Origin of the sequence: Caulobacter sp. BE254, from assembly GCF_031457295.1 — a bacterium.
GTDB lineage: Bacteria > Pseudomonadota > Alphaproteobacteria > Caulobacterales > Caulobacteraceae > Caulobacter.
Window position 1 is genome coordinate 1 of record NZ_JAVDWJ010000002.1, and the last position, 20,559, is coordinate 20,559.

Genomic DNA, 20,559 nt, shown 5'->3' on the forward strand with positions numbered 1-20,559 from the left:
TCGCCAGCCATCAGGTCGCCACCATCGACTTGACCGACCCCAAACCTGTCAGTCATGTCTCCGAACAGGTGTCCGCCATGTCCCCGGACTGAACAACAAGTCCGAGGATGACGACCATGAGGGTGGGCGTGAACACCTGTCGCCAAACTTTGCCGGTTGGCACGGCCCGCGCCCCGTCGCACAGTCCTCAAAACAAACGTTCGGGGGAGCGGACCATGGGCTGGAAGAGCAGGACGGCGCTGACGGCCGTGGGGCTGGTGCTGGCGGTCGGCGCCGTGGTCGCGGTGCGCACGGCGACGTTCAAGGCTCCGGCGGCGGTCGACACCTCCAGCATCCACCTCGCCTCGGCTCGCTCAATCGACGTCGACCTGGCGGCCCGGCATCTAGGCGAGGCCGTGCGCTTCCGGACCGTCAGCCACCAGGATCCCGCCGAGGACCAGCCGGCTGAGTGGGACAGGCTGCACGCCTGGCTGCAGGCGACCTATCCCGACGCCCACCGGGTGATGGGCCGCGAGGTCGTGGCCGGCCATGCGCTGGTCTACACTTGGCAGGGGACCGACCGCGGCCTGGCCCCGATCGTGCTGATGGCCCACCAGGACGTGGTGCCGGTCACCCCCGGCAGCGAGGGGGCCTGGACTCATCCGCCGTTCGACGGGGTGGTCGCCGACGGCGCGGTCTGGGGCCGGGGCTCGATCGATGACAAGGGCAGCCTGGTCACCCTGTTCGAGGCGCTGGACGGCCTGGCCAAGGCCGGCTTCGTCCCCAAGCGCACGGTGATCGTGGTCAGCGGCCATGACGAGGAAGTGCGCGGCGGCGGCGCGCGGGCCGCGGCGGCCCTGCTGAAGTCGCGCGGGGTCAAGGCCCAGTTCGTGCTCGACGAGGGCATGGTGGTGGTCGAGGACCATCCGGTGACCAAGAAACCGGTGGCCCTGATCGCCACGGCGGAGAAGGGCTACGCCACCCTGACCGTGACGGCTCCCGCCGTCGGCGGCCATTCGTCGGCCCCGCCAGCCCAGACCGGGGTGACCACCCTGGCCAAGGCGGTGCTGGCCATCGCCGACCATCCGTTTCCGATGAGGTTCAGCGGCCCCGGCGCCGACATGCTGAAAAGCCTGGCCCCGCACAGCTCGGGGACCATCAAGGTGGCGGCCGCCAACACCTGGCTGTTCTCGCCGCTGCTGGTCAGCCAGACGGCCAAGACCCCGGCCGGGGCGGCCATGCTGCACACCACCATCGCCCCGACCATGCTGAAGGGCTCGCCCAAGGAGAACGTGCTGCCGCAGGACGCCACGGCCTGGATCAACTACCGCATCGCGCCCGGCGACAGCTCGGCCAAGGTGATGGCCAAGGCCAAGGACGCGGTCGGCGACCTGCCGGTCAAGCTGGCCTGGGTGAAGACGCCGGACGAGCCCAGCAAGGTCTCGTCGACCACGTCGGAGGGCTGGAAGACCCTGGCCGCCCTGGCCGGCGACGAAAGCAAGGCGCCGGTCGCCCCGGCCCTGATGACCGCCGCCAGCGACAGCCGCTACATGGGCCCGATCGCCGACGACATCTACCGCTTCCAGCCCCTGGTCTTGTCGGTGAAGGACACCGAGATGATCCACGGCACCAACGAGCACATGACCCTCGCCAATGTCGAACGCATGGTGCGGTTCTATCAGCGGCTGGTGGAGACCGCGGCGCGGTAGGGGTTCGAGCGAAAGCCGGGGACAGGCGCATGCGCCTGTCCCCAACCCTGCACCGACACAAACTCTTCACGGGACCCGCCGGCGCGATCGGGCCCAAATTCGTTGTCATCCTGGAGGCCTCGCAGAGGCTGTCCGGGCCCCCGGGGACTGGGCCGATGCGGTGCGGCTGTCCTGGGTCCCGGACAAGCGCTGCGCGCTTTCCGGGATGATACCGTTTGGATGGATTTCGATCGAAGCTGCTCAGGGCCCGCTTTCAGCCGACCACCTCGTCCGGGATCACGACCGTCTCCATTCGCCCCTCGAAGCGCCAGCCCAGCACTTCGTACAGCGCCCGCCCCTCCGGCGTGGCGACCAGGACGCCGCGAGCCGCGCCCAGCGCCCGGGCCCGTTCGCCCAGGACGCCCATCACGAACCGCCCCAGGCCGCGCCGCTGATGCGCCGGGTCGGTGACGATCTTGTCGAACACCGCGAAGCCGCCGGTCAGGGCGGCGCGGCCCGAAGCCGCCAAGACCCCGCCCGCGTCGTGGATCTCGACGACCAGAACCGCCCCCTCGGCGCGGAGCGCGTGAACGTAGCCCGCGGCCAGGGGTGGGGGCGGCGGAACGGCGACCAGATCGATGGCCATCAGGTCGCCCGGCGCGTGCGGGCTCCAGCGCGCGTCAACGGCGGCCAGCAGCGCTTCGGGCGTACAGAACGCCTTCAGGAAGATCCCGGGCGCGGTGATCCTCGCCGCCAGGTCCGACAGGGCCGCCGCATCCAGGGCCGGGAAGATATAACGCTCGGCATGTCCGGGCTCTCCCACCACGATCCGGTGGCCGCCCGCCGCTCGGATCGGCGCGCCGACACCTCGCGACAGCGCCCAGCCGGTCGCCCACGCCTCGACCAGCGCCGCATCGGCCGATCCGTCCATGCGCGTCCTACTCCTTGGGCACGCACCGCAAGATCACCTTGTCGATCCGCGAGCCGTCCATGTCCACGACCTCGGCGTCGAACCCGCCCAACTCGACGATCTCTCCTTCGCGGGGGATCCTCCCGAGCCGATCCAGCAACAGCCCCGCCACCGTGTGATAGCCGCCTTCGGCCTCGAAGCTTTCGCCCAGGGCGTCGTTCAGCTCCTGGATGTCCACCCGCGCGTCGACCAGCCAGGTCCCATCCTCGCGGCGCAGGATGCGGGTCTCGGTCTCGTCGTGGTCCTCGGGGAAGTCGCCGGCGATCATTTCCAACAGGTCCAGCGGCGTGATCGCGCCTTGGATCGAGCCGAACTCGTCGACCACCAGGGCCATGTGCAGCGGCGTCTGCTTGAACACCGCCATGGCCCGCAGCAGCGACATGGTCTCGGGGATGGCGATCGGCTGCTGGACGTGGCTCTTGATGTCGATGGCCTCGCCGCCCAGGCAGGCGTCCAGCAGGTCCTTCTTGAGGATCACCCCGATGTCGCCGTCCAGGTCGCCCTCGCTGGCCACCACGATGCGCGAATAGGGACAGTCGCGGATCTCCCGCAGGATCTCGTCCTGGCTGTCGGTCAGCGAGATCCAGAACAGGTCGCGGCGCGGAGTCATGGCCACGCGGACCGGGCGGTCGCCCAGGCGCAGCACCTCCTGGATCATCGAGCGCTCTTCGGGCTCGATCAGCCCGGCGTCCGCGCCCTCGGCCAGGACGGTCTCGACCTCCTCGGCGGTGATGTCGTTGGTCCGCTCGTCGCGCACGCCCAGCAGCTTGAGGATGCCGGCGGTCGAGGCGGTCAGCAGGGTGACGAACGGGCGCAGCACCGTGGCCACCACCGCCAGGAACGGCGACATGCGGCGGGCGATCACGTCGGGAAACAGCAGGGCCAGGCGCTTGGGCACCAGCTCGCCGAGGATCACCGACACGTAGGTCAGGCCGACGACGACGATGGTGGTGGCGATCGCTTCGGAATGCGGACCGACCACCGGCTGGGTCGACAGCCACTTGTCCAGGGCCCCGGCGATCGTTGCCTGGCCGTAGGCGCCGGCGAGGATGCCGATCAGGGTGATGCCGACCTGCACGGCCGACAGGAAGCGGGTCGGGTGCTCGGCCATAGCCAGGGCCAGCTTGGCCCCCTTGTCGCCCCTGTCGGCGAAGGTCTGCAGCCGGGCGCGGCGGGCCGATACCACCGCCAGTTCGGACATGGAGAACACCCCGTTCAAAAGAACGAGGAGCAGGACGACGGCGAGCGCGAGGAGGATCATGGCCCTTCAGGGTTGGCGCGACCCAGGCGGGCGCGGGGACCCACTATACAAAAGAAAACGCCGCGGCCCACTGGGGACCGCGGCGTCGCCTTGTTCGAGGTCGTGTCGGCCTATTGGGCCGGACGCGCCATCGCCGTCTTGTTGGCGGCGACTTGCTTCTGGGCGTCGTGCTGGCCGGGGGGCAGCGGGATCAGGCCGCGGCCTTGCAGATAGCCGCCCCGACCCGTGGCCGCGTCCGAGGTGAACTCGGTGACGAATTCGGCCAGGCCCGGCGTCACGCCGATATTGGCCTTCTTGACGTAGATGAACAGCGAGCGCGACAGCGGGTAGGAGCCGTCGGCGATCGTCTGGGCCGAGGGCCGCACGCCGTTGACCGAGGCACCCTTGATCTTGTCCATGTTCTCTTCGAGGTAGGACCAGCCGAAGACGCCCAGCGAGCCGGGGGTCTTGGTCAGGGTGCCGACGATGGCGTTGTCGTTCTCGCCGGCGTCGATCCAGCCGTCGTTGCGCAGCGGGTCGACCAGCGACTTGAACTTCTTTTCGTTGTCGCCGCGGATGGCGTCGGCGGTCGGGAACTTGCGGGCGCCGGCCTCGATGGCCAGTTCCACGAAGGCGTCGCGGGTGCCCGAGGTGGGCGGCGGGCCATAGACCTGGATGCGGTTGCCCGGCAGGCCCGAGCCGATCTCGTCCCAGGTCTTGTACGGGTTGGCGACGAACTGGCCGCCCTTCAGGACTTGCTTGGCCAGGCCCAGATACAGGTGCTCGGTCTTGAAGTTGTAGTCGGCGCCTTCCTTGTCGGTGGCCACGACGATGCCGTCGAAGCCGATCTTGATCTGGACGATGTCCTTGACGCCCTTGGCGGCGCAGGCGTCGAATTCCGACTTCTTCATCGGGCGCGAGGCGTTGGCGATGTCCGGGAAGCCTTCGCCGGCGCCCGAGCAGAACAGCTTGATGCCGCCGCCGGTGCCGAGGCTTTCGACCTTAGGAGCCTTCTTGCCGGTCTTCTTGGCGAAGTTCTCGGCGGTGCGGGTGGCGAACGGGAACACGGTCGAGGAACCGGCGGCCCAGACATAGTCGCGGGCGGCGTGGGCGGGGGCGGCGGCGAGGCCCGACAGGGCGACGGCGGCGGCCGCGCAGGAAAGCAGCTTCTTCATGGAGGACTCCTGGAGTCTCTGGAGCGGTGTGAGGAAGACTCCTGGCCGGCGTTCGCGCCGGCCAGGAGGAAGGGTCTTAGAAGTCCAGTTGGGCGCGCAGCTGGAATTGCTTGATGTCCGTGCCGCGGCCGACGACGACCGGATCGACCGAGCCGTCGGTGTAGTTGGCCTGGAAGCGGACATAGGCGGTCGGGTAGTAGTTCACGCCCAGGGTCCAGGCCGTGTACTTGCCGGCGTCCTGCGACAGGGTCTTGCTGGCCGCGGTCGAGGCCGACTTGTAGGCGTCGGTCAGGTCGGCGTAGTCGTAGCGCAGAGCCAGTTCGACGCCGCCGAAGCCGCCGGCGGTGATCGGGTTCAGGATCTTCGGACGCTTGATCTCGCCGGCGACCGGATCGTAGTTGCGGGTCTCGCCCGTCGGCCAGAAGCTGACGAAGGCGTAACCGACCTTGATGTCCGGGTTCGACCCCGGGGCCGTGGTGGCCAGGCGCTCGACCGAGATGTTCGAATATTCGCCCTGGACCGAGAACGGCCCGTGGATCCAGGCGCCTTCGGCGGCCATGGTGGTGTCACGGTCGGCGATGGCGCCGGTCTTGTAGTATAGGCCGCTGGTGCCGTAGTTGGTGTCCGGGCGGCCCTGGTAGTTGAAGGCGCCTTCGTTGCCGTGGTTGCGGTAGCGGGCCGACACGGCCAGGTGGACCTTGTCGGTGTCGGTCACCAGCGGCGCGTAGTGGAAGCGGCCCGTGAAGCCCAGGCGCTCCTGCGAGTTCTGGTTGGTGTTGGTGGCCGACGAGGTGTTGTTGATGTCGTTGCTGTTGATGCTGTCGCCCTGGACGGCGCCGGTAACGCTCCAGTTGGGGCCCTGCACCTTGCCGACGACGCTCAGCAGATAGCTGTCGACGCCGAAGTCACCGTACGGACCGCGGTCCATGAAGGTGGTGAAGCGGGTCGAGGTCAGGTTTTCCAGGCCGGTGGCCTTGACGTTGCCGATCAAGATCGAGGTCATTTCGGTCGGCTTGACCTCGATGACCACGTCGTCCCACGACGGGTTGCCGCCGTTCACCCAGCCGCCTTCGGCCTTGTAGGCGATGTAGTTGTTCAGCTTGCCTTCGATGCCGATGAACACCTGGCGACCGCGGATGTTGCTGGTCTTGTAGTCGGTCGCCGCGCCTTCGCGGTCGACGTCCTGGAACACGCCGTCCACCAGGATCCGGCCGCGGACCTTGAAATAGACGTCGTCGTTCGTCCACTGCGGAGCGCCCTTCCAGGCGATCGTGTTGTCTTGCGCGTGAGCCGCGACGCCGAGGCCGCAGGCCAGCATGGCGCCCAGCGCCGCGCCGCAGACCAGCGAGGTCTTGTTCCGCATGTGAGAATTCCCCTTTAGGCTTTGCCCCCTGCCCGTTGGTCCGGATCAGGTAGGAGCGCTTTACGGGGGTCCCGTGACGGTTCCGCCACCCTTTGATGACAGACCGATGACAAGCCTTTTCAAGGCGTTAATTGTGGCGATAAGGCCACAGAAACGGTCCTTAAAGCAGACGTGTGCGGATGATCTGCGACAGCAGGTCGATCAACGAAACGGCCACCACGATGACCAGAACGATGCAGCCGGTCTGGTCGTACTGGAAGCCGTTGATCGAATCGAGCAGCACCTGGCCCACGCCGCCGGCCCCGATCAGTCCCAGGACGGTCGCCGACCGGCTGGAGCTTTCGAAGCGGTAGAGGGCGTAGCTGGTCCACAGCGGCGCCACCTGCGGGATCACCCCCCAGACCACCTCGGCCAGCTTGATCGCCCCGGTCGCCCGCACGCCCTCGACCGGACCCTTGTCGATCGACTCGACGGCTTCGGCGAACAGCTTGGCCAGCACCCCGCCGGTGTTGAAGGTCAGGGCCATCACCCCGGCGAACGGCCCCAGGCCCACGGCTGTGATGAAGATCAGCGCCACGACGAGATCGGGGATCGAGCGGATCAGGTCCAGCAGGCGGCGGACCGGCTGCTGGATCCACCACGGGCTGATGTTGCGCGCGCCCAGCAGGCCCAGCGGAATGGCCACGACAATGGCCAGGGCCGTGCCCCACAGCGCCATCTGGATCGTCTGCCACATCTTGCCGATGTACAGTTCCCAGTCGGCGGCCATGAACGCCTTGGGATCGATGAACGGCGAGAAGAAGCCGCTGGCGAAGCCCTGCATCTTGCTGGCGTCGGTGAACAGCTGCGGGAACTTGTCGATCTCGGCCGGCTTGAAGCTGACCACCAGCAGGGCGATCACCCCGCCCCACAACAGCAGGTCAAAGGCCCGCGCCGAGAGCGGCTTGCTGGGCGGGGGCGGGACGGCGTCGCTAGCTAGGGCGCTCATGACGGGCTCTGAAGATCTGATCCAAGGTCGCCCAAGCGGCCGGTAAATTCCAGACCGTTGTCATCCCGGAAGCCTCGCAGAGGCTGTCCGGGACCCAGGGGACTGGGCGCATGCGGTGCGGTTGCCCCTGGGTCCCGGACAAGCGCTCCGCGCTTTCCGGGATGACAACGGTGATTGGACTTCACGGGGTCCGCCCCTAGTTGGCCGGCGCGGCGAGGCCGGCCTTGCCCTCGGCGGCCAGGCGCTCGGCCTTGATGCCGGCCAGGTTTGTCTCGGCCGCGGCCAGCTTGGCCTTGTCGCCGGCTTCGCGGGCCAGACCGACCTGCTCCAGGGCCTCCATCTCGCGCACCACAAGCAGGTGGGTGTCGTCAGCGGGCTTGAAGCCGCCCATCGACAACCGCGCCAGGTTCTTGCGCTGCTGGGCCGCCACCGGCGTGTCGCCCTGGCCGTAGGTCAGGAAGAACTGGCGCAGCTTTTCCTTGACCACCGGGTCGAGGTCCTTGCGCCAGACGATCGGGTCTTCCGGCAGGGTCGGCGATTCCCAGATCACCTTGACCTTGCTGGACTGCGCGCCGCCCTTGGCCTGGGCGTTGAGCTTCAGGGCCGTGGTGTTGTTGGTGGCCGCGTCCAGCTTGTGGTTGGCCACCGCGAACAGGTTGGCGTCGTGGCTGGCGCTGAGCACGGTCTTGAAGCAGGTCTCGGGCTTCTTGTCGGCCGGGATGAACAGGTAGGTCATCGGGGCCAGGGTGCCTGAGGTCGACTTCTTGTCGCCGATCCCGAAGTTCAGGGTCCTGTCGCACTTGAGCAGGCCCTCGACCGTCAGCTTGCTGTCGGACGGGACGATGATCACCGACTTGTAGCCGTCGGTCCCCGACGGGTCGAAGGTGCGGGCGAAGACCTCGCCGCCCGAGCGGCGCACGGCTTCCAGGCCCGACTGGTTGGAGAACCAGCCCACGTCGGTCTGCTTGGCGCCCATGGCCACGATCAGCGACGAATAGTTGGACGAGAAGAACGGCTTCACCTTCATCCCCGTCGACTTTTCCATGTCGACCAGGATGGGCTTCCAGTAGCTCTCCATGTTCTGGGCTGACTCGGTCGACAGGATCGAGAACACGATCGTGTCCTTGGGCGCGGCCGGTCCGGCGGCCTTCTGCTCCCCGCACGCGGCGAGCGTCAGGGCCGCGACGACCCCAAGGCCGGCGGCGACAAGGCGCGAGATCGGGGTGCGGCGGATCATTGCGGAGCTCCTTCCCAGAATACGTCCTCGAATTCCGGGCCGTAGATGTCGATGAGTTTGTCGCGGCCGAGACCGCTGGTCGGGCCGTCATAGACCTTCTTGCCGGCCTTCAGCGCCACCACCCGGTCGCAATAGCGCAGGGCGTAGTCGACCTGGTGCAGGGTGACGACCACGGTCAGACCGTCGGTCTTGTTCAGATCACGGAGGATCTCCATGACCTTGCGCGCCGAGACCGGGTCGAGCGAGGCGACCGGCTCGTCGGCGAGGATGATCTTGGCCTTCTGCACCAGGGCCCGCGCGATGGCCCCGCGCTGCTGCTGGCCGCCCGACAGGGTGTTGGCGCGCTGGGCGGCGTAGTCGGCCACGCCCACCCGGTGCAGGGCGGCCATGGCCGCCGTCCGGGTCTCGTCCGGCCAGGCCCCGAACAGGCCGCGCAGCGTGCCGATCCGCCCCAGCGAGCCGAGGGCGACGTTGGTGAACAGGCTCAGCCGGCCGACCAGGTTGAACTGCTGGGCGATGAAGCCGATGCGGATGCGCGCCTTGCGCACATGGTCGCTGACCCGCCCCTTGGCCTGGACCGGACCGGCGAAGGCGGTGATCACGCCTTCCCCTTCATCAATCGTCTGCAGGCCGTCGATCGAGCGCAGCAGGGTCGATTTGCCCGAGCCCGACGGACCGATGAGCGCGATCATCTCGCCGCGCCCCACGTCGAGCGAGACGGCGTCCAGCGCCCGCCGCGACCCGAAGGTCTTGGAGGCGGCGCGGATCGAGAGAACAGGGTCCGACGTCATGGTCGGGACGAATCCTTAACGTGGTTTTGGGCGCTGGGAAGTGCGTTCGTCGGTTTGGGGCACGGACGCAATGGATTTGTGACGGTCCGTGGATCAATTCACCGCAAGGGCGAGCGGAAGCCCGCGTCCAAAAGACTCTTTACATCGTGCGGCGATGACCCTATTTCGCTCGCTCCGGCGGACCCGAAGTCCTCATAAGCGCTGCTAACGCCGGCCTGGGTTTCACTTCTGCAGGGGTCTACGTGAATTGCACACGTACCATAATCCCCTGGACCTGGTCCGTGAGCGGTCACCGGAACGTCCCGTCGCACTCGTGCGGCCCGACGCGGTTTCCGTAGCGGCGCGCTGGTTCCAGGCTGAATTCAAGGGCGATGTCTTTTACGCGGTGAAGGCCAATCCTTCGCCGTGGGTGATCCGCGAGCTGGCGGACGCCGGCGTCCGGTCGTTCGACGTCGCCTCGCTCAACGAGATCGAGCTGGTCGGCGAGCACGCTCCCGGCTCGCGCATGGCCTTCATGCACCCGGTGAAGAGCCGCGTGGCGATCTCGGCCGCCTATTTCGATCACGGCGTGCGGACGTTCTCGTTCGACACCCATGAAGAGCTGGCCAAGATCCTGGACGCCACCGGCCAGGCCAAGGACCTGAACCTGATCGTCCGCATGGGCGTGCAGGCCGAGGGCGCGGCCTACAGCCTGTCGGGCAAGTTCGGCGTCGAGCCGCACAACGCCCCGGCCCTGCTGCTGGCGGCCCGCCGCTCGACCCAGGACCTGATGGGCGTGTCGTTTCACGTCGGCAGCCAGTGCATGCGCCCCACCGCCTACCAGGCGGCGATGGCCCAGGCCTCCCGCGCCCTGGTGCGGGCCGGCGTGCTGGCCGACGTCGTCGACGTGGGCGGCGGCTTCCCGTCGATCTATCCCGGCATGGTCCCGCCCGACATGTCCGAATACCTGGCCGCCATCGACCGGGGCTTCTCGGACATGATGGTCCACGAGACCACCGAACTGTGGTGCGAACCCGGCCGGGCCCTGGTGGCCGAGGCCTCGTCCCTGCTGGTCAAGGTCGAGCTGAAGAAGGGCGACGCGCTCTATCTGAACGACGGCTCGTACGGTTCGCTGTTCGACGCGGCCCACATGAAGTGGCCGTTCCCGGTCAAGCTGCTGCGCAAGAACGGCGAAGTGGTGGAAGAAGGCCTCAAGCCCTTCCGCTTCTACGGCCCCACCTGCGACAGCGTCGACCACATGCCCGGCCCGTTCTACCTGCCGGAAAGCGTCGACGAGGGCGACTACATCGAGATCGGCATGCTGGGCGCCTATGGCGTGGCCATGTCGACCCGCTTCAACGGCTTTGGCGAAACCGACACCGCCCAGGTTTCGGACGCGCCGATGGCCTCGATGTACGGCCTGGCCAAGCGCTCGATCCCGACCCCGCGGCCCGAGGCCGAGGAACGCAAGATCGTGCGGTTCTCGCGGCCGAAAGGCGCGGCCGGCAAGAAGCGGCGGCGTCGCTAAGTCGTCTTGGTTCGCCTCTAAATCGTTTCTGAGTTAAACCGCGCGCCGCGCCCGACGTTACGAACGTCGGGCGTAGCCTCATTTCCCAATTCCCCCGTCGGTCGCTCCGTCCCGGCGAAGGGTTCCTATCAACGACGGGCGTCCAAAGTCAGGGAAACCGAAGCGATGAACGCTCCCGTTCCGAACAACCAGAAGGCCGAGCTGCTGCAGAACGTGGTCGAGCATATCGACATCACGTCGTTCGACGCCCGCCCCATCATCGATTCCATGCGCAAGATGTCGTTCAGCTCGCGCGACACCGCCCGCGCCGCCGACATCTTCAACATGGCGCTGGAGGACAAGTCCTGCTCGCCGTGGCTGATCCTGGCCGGCTCGACCTCGGCCGGCGGCTGCATGCACGTCTACCGCGACATGGTGAAGAACGGCATGATCGACGCCGTGGTCGCCACCGGCGCCTCGATCGTCGACATGGACTTCTTCGAAGCCCTGGGCTTCAAGCACTACCAGGCCGCCGGCCCGGTCGACGACAACGTGCTGCGCGACAACTATATCGACCGCATCTACGACACCTATATCGACGAGGAAGAGCTCCAGAACTGCGACCACACGATCCTGGAGATCTGCAACCGCCTGGAGCAGCGCGCCTATTCCTCGCGCGAGTTCATCTGGGAGATGGGCAAGTGGCTGTCGGAAGGCAACGCCAAGAAGCAAGGCTCGCTGATCCAGACCGCCTATGAAGAAGGCGTGCCGATCTTCTGCCCGGCCTTCGTCGACAGCTCGGCCGGTTTCGGCCTGGTCAAGCACCAGAAGGAACGCATCGCCGCCAAGCAGCCCTATCTGATGATCGACGCGGTCGCGGACTTCCGTGAACTGACCGACATCAAGATCGCGGCCGGCACCACCGGCCTGTTCATGGTCGGCGGCGGCGTGCCCAAGAACTTCGCCCAGGACACCGTGGTCTGCGCCGAGATCCTCGGCGTCGAGGCCGACATGCACAAGTACGCGGTGCAGATCACCGTCGCCGACGTCCGCGACGGCGCCTGCAGCTCCTCGACGCTGAAGGAGGCCGCCAGCTGGGGCAAGGTCAACACCACCTACGAGCAGATGGTGTTCGCCGAAGCCACCACCGTGGTGCCGCTGATCGCCTCGGACGCCTATCACCGCGAACACTGGAAAGGCCGCGAAAAGCCCCGCTGGCAGAAGCTGTTCGGCAAGTAGGCTTGATACGGACGACCTGAAACTGCAGGGTCCCCGAAGTTGCTTCGGGGACCCTTTTTCATGCGCGCCTGGCTGACGATCGGGATGACGGGTCTGGCCCTAGCCGGCTGCGCCAGCCTGACGGGATCGCAGGCGGTCCCCTATCTCGCCAAGGGGTCCTATGACGCGCGCCAGGCCGTGCCGCCCCCGCCGGCGGCCGGGTCCGCCATCGACCAGCGCGACCGCCGCACATTCCTGGACACCCGCCGGCTCAAGGACACCCCGCGCTGGTCGCTGGCCAAGCGGGACGCGCGCAAGGCCAAGATTCTGGACGCCTACAGCTGCGCCCTGGGCGCGACGCCCAGTCGCCAGGCCACGCCGCGGCTGGCGGCGATGCTGCGCCGGATCCGCCAAGACGTGCGGCCGGCCGTCTCGAGCCCCAAGCGGCTCTACGACCGCAAGCGCCCCTACCAGGTCGATCGCGGCGCGATCTGCGTGCGCAGCGGCCTGATCACCGCCCTGAGCCCCGACTATCCGTCCGGCCACGCCACCTGGGGCTGGACCGTCGGCCTGGTCCTGGCCAAGGCCCAACCGCAAAGGGCCGACGCCATCCTGGCCCGGGCCAGGGCCTATGGCGAAAGCCGGGTGATCTGCGGCGTGCACAACGCTTCCTCGGTCGAGGCGGGCCGGCTGAACGCCGCCGCCCTGGTCAAGACCCTGGAGACCTCGCCGGCCTTCGCCGCCGACCTGGCGGCGGTCGGGCGCGAGCTGGACGCCGCGCGAGCGACGGGCCCGGCGCCCGATCGCGCTCGATGCGACGTCGAGTCGGCGCTGGTGGCCCAGACGCCCTACTGAGCCCGCAAGCTTGCGCGGGAGGGTCGCGCCCTCTACCTCTTGGTCATGGCCCATCATGCCGCGTGCGATCACGACCATCACAACCACGGCGTCGCCGGTTCGGCCCTCGCGGCCGAGCTGAACGCCGCCGAGGCGCGCTGCGGCGCCGCCGACCAGCGCCTGACCGCCCCGCGCCGCCGGGTGCTGGAGCTGCTGCTGCAGGCCGGCCAGCCGGTGAAGGCCTACGACCTGATCGCCAGCTTCGCCGTCGACGGTCCACCCGCCAAGCCGCCGACCGTCTACCGCGCCCTGGACTTCCTCGAGAAGCAGGGCTTCGCCCACCGCATCGAGAGCCTCAACGCCTATGTCGCCTGCCGCAAGGAGGCCGACGGCCACGCCGCCGCCTTCCTGATCTGCGACTGCTGCGGCGCCACCCGCGAGATCGAACCCAAGGCCAGCGCCGAGATCATCGCCGCAGGCGCCGCCGCCGGCTACGCCCTGACCGCCGTGACCATCGAGGCCCACGGGCTGTGCGCGGACTGCCGAGGGTGATCCAGTCGGGGACATGCCCTTGCGGCGTGTCCCCATCACGGGCAAGACGCCGGAGATGTATCTGGGGACACGCCGCAAGGGCATGTCCGCGGCGGAGATTGCGAAGATTGCGCAAACGCCGTTAGGCTCCAAACAGCCGTCCAACCCTCCCGGATCTTTCCCATGACGCCCACCGAGACCTATCCCGGCGTCGAAATCTGGCGAGGCGGCGTCAACACCTGGGACTGCGACGAGATGGGGCACATGAACGTGCGCTTCTACGTCACCCGGGCCATGGAGGGGCTGGCCGGGCTCGCGGCCGAACTCGGCCTGCCGCACGCCTTCTCGCCCTACGCCAACGCGACCCTGGTGGTCCGCGAACAGCACATCCGTTTCCTGCGCGAGGCCCAGGCCGGGGCGACGCTGCACATGCTGGGCGGGGTGATCGCCATTTCCGAGACCGAGGCGCGGGTCCTGCAGCTGCTGGTTCACACCGCTACCGGCCAGTTGGCGGCGACCTTCCAGACCACCCTCGCCCACGTCACCCCGCGCGAAGGCGAGGCCTTCCCGTGGCCGCGGATCGTCCACGACCGGGCCGCGGCGTTGACGGTCGAGGTTCCGGAACAGGCGCGGGCCCGCAGCCTGGACCTGTCGCCGTTCGAGCCGACCGCCAGCCTGCAGCGCGCCGAGGCCTTGGGCCTGAAGCGGATCGGGCTGGGCGCCCTGTCGCCGACCGACTGCGACGTGTTCGGACGGATGCGCGCCGAGCAGTTCATCGGCCGGGTCTCGGACGGCATCGGCGCCTTCATCGGCCCGTTCCGCGACATCGTCGTCGCCCATGCCGAGCCCAAGCCCGCCCGGGTCGGCGGCGCGGTGCTGGAATACCGCCTGGCCCAGCTGACCTGGCCGCGGGCCGGCGACCGGGTCGAGCTGCGGTCGGGCCTGGTCGGGACCGAGGGCCAGGCGATGCGCGTGGTCCACTGGATGCTCGATCCCACCACCGGACAGCCCTGGGGCACGTCGGAGGCCGTGGCCGTCACCTTCGACCTCGACGCGCGGAAGGTCGTGCCGATCAGCCAGGCGGCGCGGGCCGAACTGGCGAAGGCGGCGGTGGACGAGCTGGCGCTGTAGGCCGATCGCAAACGCGGCGGCCCTACCCCGCCGCCATCTCGAAGATCGCCTCGCGCGCCAGGTCCGGGCGCTCCATCGGCAGGAAGTGGCCGGCGCCGGCCACCGTCTCCACACGGATCGCCGGGTGGCGGCGCATCAAGCTAGCGCCGTCGCCGACATGGGCGGTCGAGCCCTTCTCCGCCCTGAGCAGCCGCGCCGGGCAGCGGATGCGGCTCATGGCCCGCCAGGGGTCGTGGGCCTGGGCGCTGTAGTTGGAAGCTTCCCAGGCCGGGGCGCAGGCCAGCTCGACCTTGCCGTCCTCGCGATCCTTGAAGCCGCCGCCGACATAGTCGGCCAGCATGGTCTCGGGCCAGGTCCTGAACGCCCCGCGCCCGCGATAGGCGGTGAAGGCGGCCTCGCGGGTGTCGAACACCGCCCGGCGGCGCAGCGCCCCCTGGACCAGCGGCAGATGCTTCCACAGCGCCCCGGAGGTCCAGGGCATGTGGGCGTAGAAGGCCATGATCCGGGGCATGATCACCGGATCCAGCAGCACCAGGCCGCGCACCGCGTCCGGCGCCGCCGCGGCGGCCAGCAGGCTGACCGTGGCGCCCATCGAATGGCCGGCCAGCACCACGGGCTCCTGGTCGAGGGCGGTCAGCAGGGCCAGCAGGTCGTCGCGCAGGTCCAGCCAGCTTCGCCGGCGTTCCGGATTGGCGGCCAGGCGGCTGGAGCCGTGGCCGCGCTGGTCCACCGCCAGCACCCGCAGCCCGGCCGACAGCGGGGCCAGCAGGGCGCGGTAGGTCTGGCCGTTGAAGCCGTTGGCGTGGACGAAGACCACGTCCACCGGACGGTCGGCGGGTCCGAACTCCAGCACCGCCATCTCGCCCGCCCCGGCGCGGCTGGCGATCGGGATGAAACGTCGGCGAGGCTCTCGAAAGACGGCCGCGTCCATGGCGGAAGGCTCCTGTTGCGGCTGCTGGCGCCTAAGGTAGGCGGGTGGCCGCGACATTGGGAGTCCGCACTTGCCCCCTACGGGCCTTCGGCCGTCTTCCCCCAAGGGTGGAAGAGCGCTTCGGCGCCGCCAAGTGGGGGCAAGTGCGGGGTCGCCCCTACGCCGCCGTCAGCTGCCACTCGCCGCGGTCGTCCTTGCAGGCGCTGTAGCGCTCGGTGGTCGGGCGGTCGTTGCGGGTGCTGATCGAGGCGTTGATGATCCGGCAGTTGGCTTCCGGGCCATAGCCGCTCTGGTCCAGCAGCGGGGCCGAGACATAGCCGACGCCGTAGCCGTCGCGGCCCACCAGCAGCCAGTTGCTATTGGGCGCGCCGCCCAGCACCTCGACCCGCTGGCCGGCCGACAGCTTGCCCACCACCTTGCCGGTGGTCGACGGACCCGACCGCAGGTTGGCGGTCCCGCGGGCGGTGTAGTCGCCGCCGACGGCGTCGTAGCTGCGCAGCGCCTGGACGCCGCGCTCGAAGCGCAGGGTGTCGCCGGCGATCGGCGGGCCGTAGGACGAGGAGACCACGTCGATGCGGCCCGAGGCGCCGGTGCGCGAATTGCTCCAGCTCTCCGAGCGGCCGCTGTCGAGCGCGCGCTTGGTGGCCTGCTGGGCCATGGCCTGGTCGGTCGACTGCATGCGGCAGCCGATATAGGCCCCCGCCGCCGCTCCGGCCGCCGCGCCCAGCACTGTGCCCAGGGTCTTCTCGTTCTTGCTGACCGCGCGGCCCACCAGGGCCCCGGCCGCGGCCCCGATCAGGGCGCCGCCCTCCTGCTTCTTGCCCGAGCCTTCGCAGCCGAACAGGCCGCTGATGCCCTTGGACTGGGCCGCCGCCGGCAGCGGCGCGACGACCAGCGAGGCGAGGACGGCGCCGACCGACAGGGTGGCGGCGATGGAATGTCTGACCATGGGGAAGGTCTCCTGAACAAGTCTTTCGGCCCCCGGATGAAGGCCGGTTGGCGTCCGGCGCCCGCGTGATACAAACTGATCAACGATAAGGGAGAGATGAGCGTGCCGGACAAGCCAGACTATAGCTGTTTCGATGTCGAGATCGAGACAGGCGTGGCGCATCTGCGCCTGAAACGTCCCGAGGCCCTCAACACCATGACCCGCGCGTTCTGGAACGAGCTGCCGGCCATCGTCCGCGACATCGACGACAACGCCCGCGCCCGCTGCATCGTCATCTCCTCGACCGGCAAGCATTTCTGCGCCGGCATGGACCTGTCGGTGTTCACCGACGGCGAGGGCGTGACCGGCGGCGAGCCCGCCGACCGCTTCGTGGCCGCCGAGAGCTTCCGCCGCCACGTCCGGTATCTGCAAGATAGCTTCAGCTGCCTGGACGAGGCCCGCATGCCGGTGATCGCCGCCATCCAGGGCGGCTGCATCGGCGGGGCGGTGGACCTCACCAGCGCCTGCGACATCCGTTACGCCAGCGCCGACGCCTTCTTCACGATCCACGAGATCAATATCGGCATGACCGCCGACGTCGGGACGTTCCCGCGGCTGTGCAAGCTGATCCCCGAGGGCTGGGTGCGCGAGCTGGCCTATACCGGCCGGCGGCTGCCCGCCGCCCGGGCGCGCGAGATCGGCCTGGTCAACGAGGTGCTGCCCACCCACGAGGAGGTCGTCGCCCACGCCCTGGCGACGGCTCGCGAGATCGCCTCGAAGTCGCCCCTGGCCGTGGCCGGCAGCAAGGTGATGATCAACTACGCCCGCGACCACTCGATCAAGGACGGGCTGGACTACATCGCCACCTGGCAGACCGGCATGTTCTCGCCGCCGCACATGATGGAGGCGTTTCAGGCCAAGGCCCAGGGCCGCGAGCCGGTCTATCCCGACCTCGTGCCGCTCAGGAAGCGGATGTAGGCTTCCTACGCCTCGACCGCTTCGGGCAGCTCCGCGTGGGTCAGGTCGCAGCCGTCCAACCGGCAGCGGGTCAGGTCGGCGTCGATCAGGCGCACGCGGCGGGCGTCGGCGCCGGTCAGGTCGGCGCCTTGCAGCGCGGCGCGGCTGAGGTCGGTGCGCAGGACGCGGCCCTGGGCGATGGTCAGCGGCCCCAGCCGGGCTCCGGACAGGTCGGCCCGCGACAGCTGGGCGCCGACCAGCCGGGCGCCCCGCAGGTCGGCCCCGCGCAGATTTGCGCCGCGCAGGTCGGCCTCGGCCAGGTTGGCGCCCTGCAGCTGGACCTTCTCCAGGTCCATGCCGAAGAAGATCGCGCCCGGCGCCGACAGGCCGGCCAGCCGGCGGCCGCGCAGCCGTCGCAGCGGCCGGAAGTCGACCGCCGCCACCCGGGCCGCCGCGCCGTCTCGGCCGTCGCTGGTCACATAGAGTTCGTGCGCCTCGAGGATCTCGTGCAGGGGCGCGTCGTCGACATAGACGATCGGCGGCGGGGCGCGCAGCACCTGGGTCAGGTCGGCCCCGTCGAACGTGGTGCCCGCCAGGTCGGCGCCGGTCAGCACCGCCCGGCGCAGCGAAGCGCCGGCCAGGTCGGCGTTGTAGAGATTGGCCTGGGACAGGTTGGCGCCGTCCAGGGTGGCGCGGTTCAGCCGGGCGCCCTTCAGACTGGCCCCGGCCAGGTCGGCGTCGGTCAGGTCGGCGACCCGGGCGAAGGCATGGCCCACCTGGGCGCCGTCCAGCCGCGCGCCCTGCGTCAGGACGCGCTCCAGCTCGCCAGGCCGAGCCCGGTGCTTGAGGATCCTGAAGCCGTCGACGCTGTCCTGGGTGGCGATGACGCCCTCGCGCAGGTCGCAGGCGGTCAGGTCGGCGCCGCTCAGATTGGCCCCGCGCAGGCAGGCGCCGCGCAGGTCGCAGCGCGAGAGGTTCGCCTCCCGCAGGTCGGCGTCGCGCAGGTCGGCCCCGTACAGGTTGGCCCGGGCCAGCACGGCGCGCGACAGCAGGGCCCCGGCCAGGCGGACGCCGGTCAGGTCGGCCTCGGAAAGGTCGACGCCCTCCAGATCGACGTGGTCGAGATCGACATAGGACAGGTTGGCGCGGACGCCGGCCGGCAGCCCCTTCAGATAGCGCAGATGCGCCTCGACCGCCGCCCTCAGCGCGATCGGCGCGAGGGTGCGGAACAGCGAAGGCTGGACGGGTCGACCGGAGAAGGCGGGGGCGGACATGGACGGCGCTCTTTTTTGGCGAACCGTGTCACGCGACCTTTAAGGAAACGTTCGATTTATTCCGAAAACTCAAAGCCATCCGCGCCGCTTGAACCACAGCAGCGGCCCGGCCGCGGCGACGACCATCACCCCCAGGGCGAACGGGTAGCCGTGCAGCCAGTTCAGCTCGGGCATGTGGGCGAAGTTCATGCCGTAGATCCCCGCCACCAGGGTCGGCGGCAGAAACATCACCGAGAACACCGAGAAGATCTTGAAGATGGCGTTCTGCTCGATGTTGATCAGGCCCAAGGCCGCGTCGAGCAGGAAGGTGATGTTGCCCGACAGATAGCCCGAATGATCGGTGATCGACTGGACGTCGCGCTGCAGCGACTTGAGATGGTCGCGCAGTTCCTTGTCGCCCTCGAACTGGTCGGCCAGCGAGGCGAAGCTGAGCAGGCGGGCCAGGCTGACCAAGCTGTCGCGGGCCTTGGAATTGACGATCTGGGCCCGGCCCAGGCGGTTCAGGATCGCCTCGAACGCCGCGCCGCGCGGCCGGCTGAAGATGATTCGCGACTGGGCCTCGACCTCGCTGGAGGTGCGCTCGAGGATGTCGGCGGTGCGGTCGATCACCGCGTCCAGCAGGCCCAGGAACGTCTGGGCGCCGCCGGGGCACAGGCTGGGCTGGCGTTCGGCCTGGGCGGCGAACACCGCGAACGCCTTCGGCTCGACATAGCGGATGGTCACCAGCCGGTCGCCGGTCAGCACGAAGGTCACCGGCGCGGCGGTCGGCAGGTCGCCGTCGGCGTTGACCAGCACCGTGGCGGTCATGAACGTGCCGCCGTCTTCCTGGTAGAGGCGCGAGGAGGCCTCGATCTCGGCCATCTCCTCGCGGGTGGGCAGCAGCAGGCCGATCGACTTCTCGACCGCCACTTCCTCAGCGCGGGTGGGGCTGACCAGCTCTATCCACACCGCGTCGGCGGGCAGCGCCCAGTCGGGCGTCAGGCCGCCGGGCTCGAAACCCGGCGCGCCATGGCGCAGCACCCTCAGCATGGGACATGAGCTTTGTTCACGCCCCGGGCATGACCCAGAGCGCGCACGGCGTCAACGCGGCGCTTGCGGCTTTTCGGCGTCCTGCGCCTGGCCTGAGGATTGCGACTGCGAGATCAGGGCGGCGATGCGGTCGGTCGAATCGGCGGCCTGGTTGATCATGTCCAGCGGCGAACTGGCGCGCACCGAGGCGGCGACCTGGTTGGCGGCCGACTTGGCCAGCGTGACGGCGGCGTTCTGGGCCAGAGCCAACTTGCTGGTGGCGGCGGCGATCGTAACCGCCTGGTTGTTCTGGTAGATGAAGCCGTGGGTCGGGTAGACGGTCGAGCCCAGGTCGCGGATCGGGTCGTACCAGACCTTGACCTGGCTCCAGTCGCCGGCCGGCGAGACGTCGACGACGGTGACGTCCTTTTCGATCTGGCCGCGGCCGCCGTCGATGATCGACCAGTTGGCGTGGGTCACCTGGATCACGCGATCGGTCAGCACCTGGCTGACGAAGGCGACGTGGCCGAGGTTCATGCGGCCGGTGGGCTTGAAGCAGAGCACGGCCCCGGCGCGGGGCACGAAGCCGGTGTCGTACTTGCCGACCGCCTGGCTCCACCAGGTGCGAGCGTCGCCGAAGATCTGGATGCCCGACATCAGACGCGCGAACGGGACGCATTGCCAGTACCCGTCGGCCATCGCGCCGGACATCGGCACAAGGCTGATCATGGCGGCCGCGGCCAGGGAACCCCAGAGGGTTCTCGTCCGTTTCGTCATGCTGTGGGTACTCCCCCGCGTCACTGGGCTAAGGGATAACCCTGACAGGGAAA

At 68.9% G+C, this 20,559-nt stretch carries 19 protein-coding genes; 7 read left to right on the forward strand and 12 right to left on the reverse strand.

Annotation, left to right across the window (positions count from 1 at the left end; translation table 11 throughout):
- Positions 1-215: 215 nt before the first annotated feature.
- Positions 216-1,688, forward strand: a complete 1,473-nt coding sequence (locus tag J2X41_RS04205; protein ID WP_310079874.1) for a M20 family peptidase — start codon at positions 216-218, stop codon at positions 1,686-1,688.
- Positions 1,689-1,941: 253 nt separating this feature from the next.
- Here J2X41_RS04205 and J2X41_RS04210 read toward each other — a convergent pair whose 3' ends face one another.
- From J2X41_RS04210 to phnC, 7 genes are all read right to left on the reverse strand, one after another.
- Entirely contained in the window at positions 1,942-2,598 is a 657-nt protein-coding gene (locus J2X41_RS04210; RefSeq protein WP_310079876.1) for a GNAT family N-acetyltransferase, read from the reverse strand.
- Between the two features lie 7 nt (positions 2,599-2,605).
- Positions 2,606-3,898: a hemolysin family protein gene (locus J2X41_RS04215; RefSeq protein ID WP_310079878.1), complete on the reverse strand. Its 1,293-nt coding sequence runs from the start codon at positions 3,896-3,898 to the stop codon at positions 2,606-2,608.
- 110 nt (positions 3,899-4,008) lie between these two features.
- Complete coding sequence (locus J2X41_RS04220) at positions 4,009-5,052, reverse strand: substrate-binding domain-containing protein (RefSeq protein ID WP_310079880.1); 1,044 nt, start codon at positions 5,050-5,052, stop codon at positions 4,009-4,011.
- A gap of 76 nt (positions 5,053-5,128) precedes the next feature.
- Positions 5,129-6,415 carry a porin gene (locus tag J2X41_RS04225; RefSeq protein ID WP_310079881.1) on the reverse strand — a complete coding sequence of 429 codons (1,287 nt, stop codon included), beginning with the start codon at positions 6,413-6,415 and terminating at the stop codon, positions 5,129-5,131.
- A 160-nt stretch (positions 6,416-6,575) separates the two neighbouring features.
- Positions 6,576-7,403, reverse strand: a complete 828-nt coding sequence (gene phnE / locus J2X41_RS04230; protein ID WP_310079882.1) for a phosphonate ABC transporter, permease protein PhnE — start codon at positions 7,401-7,403, stop codon at positions 6,576-6,578.
- 196 nt (positions 7,404-7,599) lie between these two features.
- On the reverse strand, positions 7,600-8,661 hold the full coding sequence (gene phnD / locus J2X41_RS04235) for a phosphate/phosphite/phosphonate ABC transporter substrate-binding protein (protein WP_404979885.1): 1,062 nt from the start codon (positions 8,659-8,661) through the stop codon (positions 7,600-7,602).
- A complete protein-coding gene (phnC, locus tag J2X41_RS04240; RefSeq protein WP_310079886.1) occupies positions 8,637-9,431 on the reverse strand; it encodes a phosphonate ABC transporter ATP-binding protein in 795 nt (264 codons plus the stop codon). Before phnC ends, phnD begins: the two co-directional genes overlap by 25 nt.
- A gap of 247 nt (positions 9,432-9,678) precedes the next feature.
- Here phnC and J2X41_RS04245 point away from each other — a divergent pair, with 247 nt between their 5' ends.
- The 5 genes from J2X41_RS04245 (at position 9,679) to J2X41_RS04265 (ending at position 14,631) form a co-directional block, all read left to right on the forward strand.
- Positions 9,679-10,938, forward strand: a complete 1,260-nt coding sequence (locus J2X41_RS04245; RefSeq protein WP_310079887.1) for a type III PLP-dependent enzyme — start codon at positions 9,679-9,681, stop codon at positions 10,936-10,938.
- Positions 10,939-11,103: 165 nt separating this feature from the next.
- Positions 11,104-12,156 (forward strand): 1,9-bis(guanidino)-5-aza-nonane synthase, encoded by a 1,053-nt coding sequence (locus tag J2X41_RS04250; RefSeq protein ID WP_310079889.1) that lies wholly within the window; start codon positions 11,104-11,106, stop codon positions 12,154-12,156.
- A 60-nt stretch (positions 12,157-12,216) separates the two neighbouring features.
- Entirely contained in the window at positions 12,217-12,990 is a 774-nt protein-coding gene (locus tag J2X41_RS04255; protein WP_310079891.1) for a phosphatase PAP2 family protein, read from the forward strand.
- Between the two features lie 45 nt (positions 12,991-13,035).
- Positions 13,036-13,521: a Fur family transcriptional regulator gene (locus tag J2X41_RS04260; protein ID WP_310079892.1), complete on the forward strand. Its 486-nt coding sequence runs from the start codon at positions 13,036-13,038 to the stop codon at positions 13,519-13,521.
- Positions 13,522-13,683: 162 nt separating this feature from the next.
- The gene (locus J2X41_RS04265) at positions 13,684-14,631 is read left to right on the forward strand and encodes a thioesterase family protein (protein ID WP_310079893.1); all 948 of its coding nucleotides are present in this window, start codon (positions 13,684-13,686) and stop codon (positions 14,629-14,631) included.
- 22 nt (positions 14,632-14,653) lie between these two features.
- Here the strand turns inward: J2X41_RS04265 and J2X41_RS04270 are convergent, their stop codons facing one another.
- A complete protein-coding gene (locus J2X41_RS04270; RefSeq protein WP_310079895.1) occupies positions 14,654-15,562 on the reverse strand; it encodes an alpha/beta hydrolase in 909 nt (302 codons plus the stop codon).
- A gap of 157 nt (positions 15,563-15,719) precedes the next feature.
- Complete coding sequence (locus tag J2X41_RS04275; RefSeq protein ID WP_310079897.1) at positions 15,720-16,511, reverse strand: SH3 domain-containing protein; 792 nt, start codon at positions 16,509-16,511, stop codon at positions 15,720-15,722.
- 96 nt (positions 16,512-16,607) lie between these two features.
- Here J2X41_RS04275 and J2X41_RS04280 point away from each other — a divergent pair, with 96 nt between their 5' ends.
- Positions 16,608-17,468, forward strand: coding sequence for a crotonase/enoyl-CoA hydratase family protein (locus J2X41_RS04280; RefSeq protein WP_310079899.1), 861 nt, complete (start codon positions 16,608-16,610; stop codon positions 17,466-17,468).
- Between the two features lie 5 nt (positions 17,469-17,473).
- Here the strand turns inward: J2X41_RS04280 and J2X41_RS04285 are convergent, their stop codons facing one another.
- The 3 genes from J2X41_RS04285 to J2X41_RS04295 form a co-directional block, all read right to left on the reverse strand.
- The gene (locus J2X41_RS04285) at positions 17,474-18,721 is read right to left on the reverse strand and encodes a pentapeptide repeat-containing protein (RefSeq protein ID WP_310079900.1); all 1,248 of its coding nucleotides are present in this window, start codon (positions 18,719-18,721) and stop codon (positions 17,474-17,476) included.
- Positions 18,722-18,790: 69 nt separating this feature from the next.
- Positions 18,791-19,750: a magnesium transporter CorA family protein gene (locus J2X41_RS04290; RefSeq protein ID WP_310079901.1), complete on the reverse strand. Its 960-nt coding sequence runs from the start codon at positions 19,748-19,750 to the stop codon at positions 18,791-18,793.
- 51 nt (positions 19,751-19,801) lie between these two features.
- The gene (locus J2X41_RS04295) at positions 19,802-20,506 is read right to left on the reverse strand and encodes a CHAP domain-containing protein (protein WP_310079902.1); all 705 of its coding nucleotides are present in this window, start codon (positions 20,504-20,506) and stop codon (positions 19,802-19,804) included.
- Positions 20,507-20,559: the final 53 nt, after the last annotated feature.